The sequence below is a fragment of the Bacteroidota bacterium genome (assembly GCA_034439655.1).
Taxonomy (GTDB): Bacteria; Bacteroidota; Bacteroidia; order UKL13-3; family UKL13-3; genus CANJUD01.
This window is the reverse complement of sequence record JAWXAU010000195.1, coordinates 1-11,255: the sequence shown is the minus strand read 5'-3', so window position 1 is coordinate 11,255 and position 11,255 is coordinate 1. Positions and strand designations below refer to the sequence as shown.

Annotated in this window: 6 protein-coding genes; 5 read left to right on the top strand and 1 reads right to left on the bottom strand. The window is 36.6% G+C overall.

Translation table 11 applies throughout. The annotated features are described in order from the left end of the window. Positions 1-503 precede the first annotated feature (503 nt). The 3 genes from SGJ10_14590 to SGJ10_14580 all read left to right on the top strand — a co-directional run bounded on the left by SGJ10_14590 (position 504) and on the right by SGJ10_14580 (position 2,361). Positions 504-734, top strand: a complete 231-nt coding sequence (locus tag SGJ10_14590; GenBank protein ID MDZ4759351.1) for a hypothetical protein — start codon at positions 504-506, stop codon at positions 732-734. Positions 735-811: 77 nt separating this feature from the next. Next, positions 812-1,108: a helix-turn-helix transcriptional regulator gene (locus SGJ10_14585; GenBank protein ID MDZ4759350.1), complete on the top strand. Its 297-nt coding sequence runs from the start codon at positions 812-814 to the stop codon at positions 1,106-1,108. 2 nt (positions 1,109-1,110) lie between these two features. After that, the gene (locus tag SGJ10_14580) at positions 1,111-2,361 is read left to right on the top strand and encodes a HipA domain-containing protein (protein ID MDZ4759349.1); all 1,251 of its coding nucleotides are present in this window, start codon (positions 1,111-1,113) and stop codon (positions 2,359-2,361) included. 26 nt (positions 2,362-2,387) lie between these two features. Here SGJ10_14580 and SGJ10_14575 read toward each other — a convergent pair whose 3' ends face one another. Then, positions 2,388-8,501, bottom strand: a complete 6,114-nt coding sequence (locus SGJ10_14575; protein MDZ4759348.1) for a S8 family serine peptidase — start codon at positions 8,499-8,501, stop codon at positions 2,388-2,390. A gap of 234 nt (positions 8,502-8,735) precedes the next feature. Here SGJ10_14575 and SGJ10_14570 point away from each other — a divergent pair, with 234 nt between their 5' ends. Further along, the gene (locus SGJ10_14570; GenBank protein MDZ4759347.1) at positions 8,736-9,062 is read left to right on the top strand and encodes a hypothetical protein; all 327 of its coding nucleotides are present in this window, start codon (positions 8,736-8,738) and stop codon (positions 9,060-9,062) included. A gap of 282 nt (positions 9,063-9,344) precedes the next feature. Then, entirely contained in the window at positions 9,345-10,910 is a 1,566-nt protein-coding gene (locus tag SGJ10_14565) for a T9SS type A sorting domain-containing protein (protein ID MDZ4759346.1), read from the top strand. Positions 10,911-11,255 lie beyond the last annotated feature (345 nt).

Sequence of the window (11,255 nt, the reverse complement as noted above, 5' to 3'; positions counted from 1 at the left end):
TTATTAACAAAGTTATCAACTTTTAGTGGCTACATTTTGGGGCTTTTATTAGGCAAACTTCTGCTGTTGCTATAAAGTATGTTTTAACTTCCGTTATATATTGAGTTTCGGTATTACTCCTAATCTCACATCCCAAATTTTCCGACGAATATACAATTATCAAACTTATAGGTAGAATTTGGTTTCCTGCTGAACTCACTTTAAATATCAAAATACTAAATGAGCTTGGATATATAAATGACGTAAGTATTGATAACTATAATCGAACTTGGGAAATCACCAGTAGCGGATTAACCTATTTGAAAAATTGCATCCTTTCAGGGTTACTGAATGACGACGTAAAATTTAATGAGGCTGACTCTGCAACAAAAGAAATAGTAAATGCATTAGTGGCAAAGCTATGAGGCAAAAGATGATAAACTCCTCCTTTCTCCGTCAAATGCAATCTAAATATATGAGTTGCGAATTTTTAATCTGCAAAATACAATACCACTTCTATCTAAATGAAAAAACTTATACTATATAATATCATTGGGATTTCATTATTTAGCTGCGGAAATAAATCAACTGAACAAGAAAGAACAAAGCAGGGAAAAGAAACCCAAGAAATTGATGCAATTAAGAATCGACTAATTTACAAAGAAATAACTGAACAAATTTTGTCCATGGTTCCTGCCGCGGCGGGCCCACCAACCGCATCCAACCCGATTATATATACCAATTCCCCTCCATAAAATTCCCAACAAAAAAAATAATGTTGTTTATTATCAACATTTAATCTATTTTTGCTGATAATATACAACAAAATAAGATGGCCAGCAAAAAACAAATTCTATTTCCTAAGTACCAAAAGCTGATGGAGCAAGTGGGTGAAAACATCAAACTGGCAAGGAAACGCAGGAAGCTAACAACGATACAAGTAAGCGAACGTGCAGGAATTGACAGAAGCACTTTGTACCAAATTGAAAAAGGAAATGGAAGTGTTTCCATGGCTGCATACTTTAATACACTTAGAGTACTGGGATTACAAGATGATTTTTTAAAATTGGCTGCAGATGACAGCTACGGAAGAAAACTGCAAGACTTAAGCTTAACAAGAAATAAATAAATATGCCTACTGCGAAAACTGATATCTTGGTATATGCTCATTGGTTGGGAATGAAGGAACCCAAACTAATTGGTGTGCTTTCAGGCCAACAAGCAAAAGGCAAAAAGGCTTTTAGTTTCGAATATACAAATGATTGGATTCAATCGAAAGAGCAAATAATATTAGATCCAGACATTGCATGGTATACAGGACCACAGTATCCAAATGGTAAAGAAAACTTTGGCGTGTTCTTCGATTCTATGCCCGACACTTGGGGCAGAACTTTGATGAAAAGACGTGCTGCACAAATTGCAAAAGAAAAAAATAAATCTGCCCCCTATTTATATGATATAGATTTCTTGTTAGGAGTATATGATGAATGCAGAATGGGTGCTTTAAGATTTAAACTGGACATAAATGGTCCTTTTTTAGATGATAATGTTAATACTCCAATACCTCCCATGAGTCATATAAGAGAATTGCAATATGCGGCTCACATGTTGGAATCGGATGAGAATAATAAAGCAATAAAAAAATGGCTTGCTATATTAATGGCTCCTGGTTCTTCACTAGGCGGGGCAAGGCCAAAAGCCAATGTGCTTGACGAGCATGACGATTTATGGATAGCAAAATTTCCAGCAAAAGGAGATATATATAATAAAGGTGCTTGGGAATTTTTAGCTTATAAATTGGCTACAAAAGTGGGAATAGAAATTTCACCATCGAAAGTCGAAAAAATTGCAGGCAAACATCATACTTTTTTAACCAAACGATTTGACAGATACAAAGGTGAAAGAATACATTTTGCAAGTGCCATCACTATGACTGGCAATAACGAAGACACGATCAAAGAAAAACCTGCAAGCTATTTGGATATTGCTGAATTTATCCAATATTCGGGAACTCAAAACAAAAAAGATTTGCATCAATTATGGAAAAGGATTGTATTTAATATTGCCATATCAAATACCGATGACCACTTAAGAAATCATGGTTTTATATTAAGAGAAAAAGGGTGGATACTTTCTCCTGCATTTGATATTAATCCTTCAAATGAAAAAGATGGATTGGCATTAAATATTGATGCTGATAATAATGCTTTAGATTTTGAACTCGCCAAAAGTGTGGGGGCATATTTTCAACTGACCACACCAGAAATGGACTCGGTAATTAAGAAAGTAAAAACCGTTATAAGCCAATGGAGCAAGGTAGCACAAGAAATCGGCATTTCAAGAAAGGAACAAGAAATGATGGCTTCAGCATTTAGATATTAATATACAAATACTTCCCAAATTAATCCTTACTCCTTCACAACCCTACCCTTCCAACATCCATTCCCCTGACAAACTTCTATTATATACATTCCTTGGGCAAAATTGCTTAATTCAATACTCAATGTTTTTTCATTAATCTTTGTATAGGTAGCTTGTACTATGCGTCCATGAATATCTATCATATTTACTTTGGTGTTTGATTGCAATTCAACAGGCAAAGTTATTTGCGTAATATTGGAAGTGGGATTTGGATATATATATAATACTTTCTCTATACTTATTTCTGTTATTCCAGTTACAGTATAAGCTACCGACATACTCGTGCATCCAAAACTATTCGTTACTTTTATGGTATAACTTCCGGCGGTACTTACTGCCAAATTTTGATTGGTAGAACCAGGCAAGGGAACACCATCTTTATACCATTGTATATTTGTGGTGGCACTCGATTGCAAATTATTTCCCACTCTTGTAACAACAGGTTTGGCTGGTGTTGGATTTACCACCGTTGTTAATTTGCCCGATGTATTCGTACATCCATTGCTGCCTGTTACCCGCACTTGATATACACCCGCAGTATTTGCCGCATAACTTTTTTGCGTTTCTCCGCTTATATCAATGGTATCTTTCATCCACTGGTATTGCCATCCATTTCCTTGACTTGAATTTAATACAACATTACTACCTTGGCAAAAGGTTAATGCTCCCGATGCAGTTACATTTACTGTAGGCGATGGCATGGTGGTCAATTTAATTTCACTACTGATAGCAGTACAATTACTTATACTAGATACTGCTCTATATCTTGTAGCTCCATAAGGATATACGGTAATAGGATTTTTTGTTCCTAGGTTCACCCATTTCTGTGTAGTACTATCATACGATTGCCAACGAATATTCCCTGTGTTTCCACTAAGGGTTAAGGCAATTCCGTTACCCACACATATATTGTTAGCCGATGAACTAATAGTACCCGCAACCGCTGCTGGCAGTGCTTTAATTAAATGCAATGATGTATAATCATCACCACAAGAACCACTACTTAAGACTGCTCTTATATAATATGATGATGTAGGTGAAACAGATATACTATCAATACTTGTTATAATAGTTTTCCAATTACTAATTGTTGAATCATATTGCTGCCAGGTAATTTGTCCGCTATATTTGTTTAATTTTAGATTGATTGTATTACCACCACATACCGAATCTTTATCAGCAGTTATAATTCCCGCCACAGGTTTTGTATCAATTTGTATAAATACTGGCTGGCTATAATCGGGCTTGCAGAAATTATTGCTCACAGCGGCTCGGTACCAAGCCGAAGTAGCAGTTAAAAATTTAATACTGTCGCCATTCACATTCATACTTACCCAATTAGAAACAGCAGAATCATATATTTGCCATGAGGGCGAACCATAATGGTTCATAATATATAATGATACTGAATCGCCACTACAAAAATTGGTTTGATTGGTAAATGCTTTGCCACCCATCGGTTGCGGTTCAACATATATATAAAGTGTATCTGAGAAAGCAGAATCACAGGGTGAGAGTTCAGTTTTGGCTCTATAATAAGCTGAAATAAATGGAACGGTTAATACTGAATCACCACTTGCAAAATCGGTAAAGCCACTGCCCATATTCATTTGCCAAGTAACGGTTCCTGCATGACCCATTGAGGTTAATTGGAAAGTATCACCTTCGCATACAGAATCTTTTGAAGCTATGATACTTCCTTTACTGGCAGATTTGTATATATAAATAGAATATATAATCTCATCCGTATCGCAGGGAGTGGTGAAGTAAGCCCTGTATTTTGTTTGCATAGTAGGATTGAGCATAATCATGGATGAATTGTCGTTCAAACTAATCCAAGTACTTCCTGTATCCATATATTGCCAATCAGTAGGGTACTGATTATACCACGGCTGCGTGCCTCCTGGATTGAATGTTAAGTGAACCATATCGCCACTGCATACTGTATCCATAGTCGCACTAACCGAACCTAATATATTAATTGGATTCACGACCACATCTAACGATTTTGTATATACATCACCGCAGGTTTTTGAGGAAACTCTTGCCCTAAAAGTATTACTCCCGAAGTTCTTATTTCCTGAACCATAGGTATAATAATTTGCCCCATTATTATTCAAAACTATCCAGTTACTAGTTGCAGCTTCATATTCTTCAATATATATAGTTCCGTTCAAAACTGTATCTACTGACAAGGTGAAACTATCATACGCACAAACAGTGTCTTTATCTACTTTAAGCACACCTATGTATGGTCTTGGCTGCGTATTGAGCCATATAGAATCATATATATCCATACAGCCATTATTATATCCTATACGAGCAATCATCCATCCACTGGCACTGATAGAAGTGTTTATATTATTACCATTCAAGCCTGTGCTTGCCCATCCACTTCCATCATTATAATACCATTCTTGTACACTACCATTACTGCCACTCCAACTAAAACTTACAGTATCAGGCATACAAATACTATCTCTACTCTTTACTAAATTACCATTTGTGGGGAGTGGTTTTGTATATATATAAATACTATCCGAAAATTCTGTTCCGCATTTTGCAGTAGTAATAGAAGCACGATACCAAGTAGATGAATTAAGTGTTTGCCAAAGTTGCGAAGTTGTATCGCTGATGATTTGCCAACCGTTGCCTGTATTCATTTCCCAAGTGGGAGAAACACTGTTATTTGTAAGCGACAATTGCATACTATCGCCAGCACATATTGTATCTTTCGATGCAGCAATTTGCCCCACACTTATTGTATTAATATTATAACTTAATTGCTGCGAACAATTGGCAGTTGAAAAAGTAAGTGTGATCGTTTTATTACTTGTGATATTATATAATGTATCCTTTGCATTGCTGCTTGTAAAGCCTTGCCCGTCGCTCCACGACACATTTGCAGTGGGTATAGAAACCAAGCTGGGATTCAGTGTTCCTAAGTTTGTTATATTAGTTGCAGATGCAATACTCCAGTTTGTTTGGTTATTATTATCTGCCCCCTTCAATCTACAACCTGCCCGTCCTGACATCGATATAATCTGTCCCTCCCAATCCAACACATTACTTACCTTTGCAGTTGTTGGAAAAGCATATCCATTTACAGCCACTGCATCTATTATATTTCCATTCTGTTTTAATATATAACCACGCGGGTCACCTGACGAACTTTGATCATCAGCTACACCTGTATTATAGAACAAGTGTGTGGAATCATCCGTTCCTGAATTTCCTATATGCAATACTGAAATACTATCGGGCAAAAGCTTGGCATAACTGGGCCATGCAAATGACGATAAAATACTTGAAGAATTCCATAGTTCAAAAGTAATGTTTCCCAAATCCATGGTGTCGGTTCCCATATTGGTAACTTCTACAAAATCGGCAACGGAGTTTTGTGTGGTTATCCATGAAGGCATGGGCGATGTGGCACCTGTGGCTGTCATGTTTTGAATAAGTTCCGTAAATCGAATAGTATTTAATTGTGGTGATTGTGCTTCAAGTATTACAGTATCGTTTTTACAAATAGTAGTTGTCGTAACAGTTGCTGATAATCCATCCAGCACTTTAAAGGGTGAAGAGTTTAACAAGCATCCACTATTATTGATACTTACTGCATAATCGCCTGCTTGTTTTACTTTAATAGTTTGTTTGGTTTCACCATTGGGAGTCCATGAATAATTACTGCCCGTAGTTGCAGTGAGTATCATACTATCGCCACAATACAATAGATGGCTTTTGTTTGAAGTAATCAATCCATTTACGATATTGTTTGGCGTTCCTTTCACGGCATAAGCCCTTTCGCTATAGGCATCGGCTGATGACAAGTGGCGGATGGTATACCAATAACTTTGTCCGTTCACCACATTGGTATCAGTATAACTTGTCGTATTATTGATGGTATCAATGGCTACCCAATTATTATTGAATTGTCTATATATAATTTGCTTGGCCGCCTGCCCTGTCGATGCCCATTTTAATATCACACTTCCTGAACAGGAGGTAGCGGTTAAACCCGATACGCCACGCATAATAGTAAACGCTGCATCGCTGCTATCGCTTAAAGCACTACTCACTACTTTTATATATACTTTATCGCTGCTTGCAGTATTGGGAACTGTCCAATCGTAATAATATATGTTATTGGCAATGCCTGTTACAATACCTGTATAAGTTACACCACTGTCCATTGAATAATATATATCATAAGTACCCGTTACGCCCGCAGATTGCCAACGGATAACCTGTGTACTGCTACGATCTAAGTGTTCACCACCGTTTGGATATAATAATTTCAACTCAGGTTTTTGTTGCCAGTTATGTATATAAAACTTTTGTGGCCCCATAGCTACCGACGTGCCTTTTACAACTATAATATAATTACCATATTGGGGCGTATCGATTGTTACTTGTTCCATATTGTTCAAGGTATCTATATCCTGAATGGCCGCAGTGGCGGGCGATGCGGGATTCAATTTCCAAGGATATATCGTATCGCTTGCTGGAGTGATAATATATAAATCCAAATCGTTCACCAATGCTTTTTGGGCAGCAGGGTTTCCTTCCACATCCATCCAATTGAGCATGGCACGAAACTGTACCATATTGCTATCAACATATATATTATAGGTTTGTATATTTCCGTTTGAAATGGTATCACTCGTCCACAAACTATCATGTATACATTGGTATGCTTTAATTGCATTGATATTTCCATATCCAAATTTAAAATCGACATGGGCTGCACCTGCATCATCGGCAGTATTACATAATATACCTTTCATGAGTATAGCATCGGGATTGGTATTATATATACTTTTATAATACTCCACAAGTTGTGCGGCAGTGCCTGTAACACCGGGCGTGGCCATACTGGTTCCATTCCATCCGCCTTGGTAATTATTATTAGGCAAAGTAGAATACACTCCTACCCCATCGGCACAGATATCGGGTTTCAAACGGCCATCGCGTGTAGGACCAAAACTACTAAAAGTACTCATAGTTCCTATATAACTTACCGCACCCACTGTAACTACATTTTTCGAACTGTTCCATCCACTGGGTATAGTTCCATAGCCGCCATTGCCGCAGTTACTTTGTGCATTGCCCGCCGCAAATACGTGCAAATAGTTTGGGTAATAATTCACCAATAAATCAATAGCCCTGGCTTCATCATCATATTGCCCACGCGGACAAGTATCATAAGCAGGCGAATATCCATAAGAATTGCTGGTCATATCCATCCCATACTTTGTAATTCCCGAGTCCATGTTGGGAACTATATTTCCGTAAAAATCGCTGCTATATAATATAGCATTGGGTGCCATTCCTGTTGCATAAGGATTAATAGTTCCATTGCCCACTATAGTGCCTGCCACATGGGTAGCATGATCGCTTTGTACATTATAATCAAGAATAGTTTTGCGACTGTCATGGTCTATATGTTGGCCAACAAAACCGCCATCCCACTCCCCTACTTTTATACCACTGCCCGTAAAACCGAGATTATATTGTAATATATTGCTGTGGTGCAAAGTCTTGCCCGGCAGGTTATCAGTGCTTAAAGGCGGGTGAATGGGTTCGAGCCATTTAACCATATCCAATAAATTAAATCTGTTTATTTCATTTGCAGCAATTCTTATTTCCATATAATGATACTTGGGAAATACATTCGTGATTCTTGCAAATTGTGATACCTGAATTTTTAGATTATCAATTTCTGCATCACTAAAAAAGGAAACACGTACATTGAATGAATCATGTACATAATACCAACTAGCAGGAGAAGCAACAAAACTATTAGTTTTATACTTGCTTGCTGTAAACATATTTATTTCAGTTGCACCACTTCCTTCTATGATAGCCGCATTGTAGGGCTTCGATATATAATATATATTTCTATCATATAAGCCATCGAACTGATACCCTTTGGCTGTAAATGCATCAACTATTTGTTGTGAAGGTGTTTGATTAAATTGAAGAAGTAGATATGCTTTCTTAATAGCATATACACTAGCAATTATTTTAGATTGACCAAAGGCCAAACTTGAAAACAATAAAAATAAGAGTGTAATTTGGGTGCGTAAAGATTTTACCATGGGCTTGCGTTATTTAAGAACTGCGAATTTAAGAATTTAAATTGATTGACGCCAATAAAAATAAACCGAGACTGAAAAACCTCAAAAACTTAAGGCTATATTTGCACCGTAAGCAAATAGGAGGAGGCTTTTTGGGGAAAGTGTTTCTCATATATACGAGTTATAGGGCATTGTATTGACACCACAATAAACTACCGACAAATACGTTTAATGAACAATTTAAAATTAATCAATATGACAAGTAAAATTAAAAAATCAGGACTGGTTTTAGGACTGTTAATCAGTATTACGTTGACAAGCTGTGTATCAACTTATGTGGCAAATTTGCAGCGGACTTCGGACAAAGAAGTTGCAGTTTTTACAACAATAAAACCGACACGAGAATATATCGAACTAAAATATATTCAAGTTGACGGTGCGGTATTTAATCGACCTGAAAAACTTCTTACAAAGTTGACTGAAAGAGCAAAAAAAGAGGGTGCAGACGCAGTAATAAATGTTAAATATGATTTTCAGTGGACTTGGCCCATTATTTCTGGGACTGCAATTAAATACAAGTAACCACTTGAAATTATCATTCATCGATATTCACTGATTGTTGACCAATTAAAAATGTAAAAAAAACGACTTGACAACCATTGAGAAATAAGCTGGCAGAAAAGAACAATAAACCACTAACAGCACCTAGCCAAAAAGTGGTGGGGAAGTGCGAAGACAAACAGCGGTGCATCTAATAAAGTTTGGTGCATATAGACAGTTTAATATTCCCATTCGCCACCCTTAGCCAAGCCGCAAAAAGTGACCTGCAAAAAGCCCCACGGATATATTAATTTTCTTTACAACATGAAAAAAATAGGACTTATAATTATTCAACTGTTCATTATTTGGACAGTCAGTTATTCGCAGCCTTGTGGAGTTGCACAATCATTAACTGTAATACAACAAGCACAAATAAAAAATTTAATTAATCCGTTAGACACCGCTTTGAAATATGAAGATTTATTTCACATTGACTCTTTAAGCTACGAAATAAAAAATACTTACGCAACACAAGGTGGCAGACCTGATGCTACTGAACCTTATTTCGCTTTAGTAAAGAATGTTACTTGGGTTAACATTACAAATGCAATTACACTTTCCCGACTTTTAATTTCGAAAGATAGTATGGTATACGTCGACCTTTGGAAAGCAGCAATGGGATTGAATCCTCCGTTGTATCAACCCCATTCATTATTTTTGCGTGCCGCTGCCGAAATTGCAAGTGGCTTGCTTAAAATTGCCAACAAAGAAACTGATCTTACAAGAAAAACTTTGTATCAAACATGGGCAACAAGAGCGTTAGATAGTTTAGCAACTAGGCAATTACCAAACGGAGCATTTCCGTTTCCCGACCTTAGAACTTATGGCGACCCTGTATTTGGCCCTATCATTCAAAATTTTGCATTTTCCTGTGGAGCCGATTCTGTAAATACAATACAAAACGGGTGGATTGTTGATGACAAAGGAACGGGAGAATTTAAATTTGATGCTGGTATTATTGCCAATGCATTTTACGAAGCATACAACTATACAGGCAAAATTAAATACAAAAATACAACTATAGCTGTTGGAAATTTTTTGAAGCCGCTAAAATTTAATTTCAATTATAATTACAACACTTTTGTTTCGTTTGGATTAACTCGAGCGTATCAATTAACCAACGATACATCATATTTGAATCGTGCAGTAAAAAATATCAGGTATGCTGTTTATCCTGGACAAATTGCAAATGGCCGCTGGGTTGACGGGCACAATGCAAACTCTCGTTATCATAACTTAATCATTCAAAACATTCTGCCTAGCATTCCACTTATTACTGCAACCGACCCACACAAAGGCAAATTAGAAACTATGGCTTACCTTGCTGTAAAAAATTTGATGGACTATACTTACTCCTGTAATTCTGCTACTGGATATAGGTGGCTTATGAAAGCATATAATATAAACAATAGTATTATTCCGACCACATTGCACGATTCAATTACAGATATAATTGGCAGACACATCAATCAATCTGCTATAAATGGAAAGTATATAGATGTGCCTACTATGGGTGAATACTTAGAGTTATTGGGACTTGTAAATGGGCTACCTGAAATTACATTTCCAACAGGTTTAAAAGTAAATATTTATCCTAATCCATCCACAGGATTTGCAAATCTAACTTATGACTGTGCAGAAAACGAAAATATAATTCTTAGTTTATTTGATATCAATGGCAAGTTATTAAAAGCAATTGACCAAGGGCTAAAAACTAAGGGGACTTACAACAATCAAATTGACTTGACTCAATACCAACAAGGCGTTTATTTTTTAACTTTAAAAACAGATAAACGAAAATACACTCAAAAAATAATAAAACTCGAATAAATAAGCTGTCACTCGCAGCACCTTTGTATTATGGCTGGGGAAGTGCAAAATGAATTGTGGTCCAATTAATAAACAGGGTGCGTTTCGACTGGCATGTGCATCTAATCAGCCACCCTTCGCAAAGCTGCAAAAACTTATAACCAATAGCAAGGGCGAATTCTCCCAAAGAACATCCGTTCACAAAAAGTCATTCGTGTAAGGACGGAATTGTTTACCTTTGTTGCACCTTCATAAATTTAATAATTCGTAACTACTCAGGTACAACACGTATTCAAAACCCTTGATAAGTCTGACTATGTTAATATGTTGATAAATTCTATATTCTGAATAACACCTATAAATGCT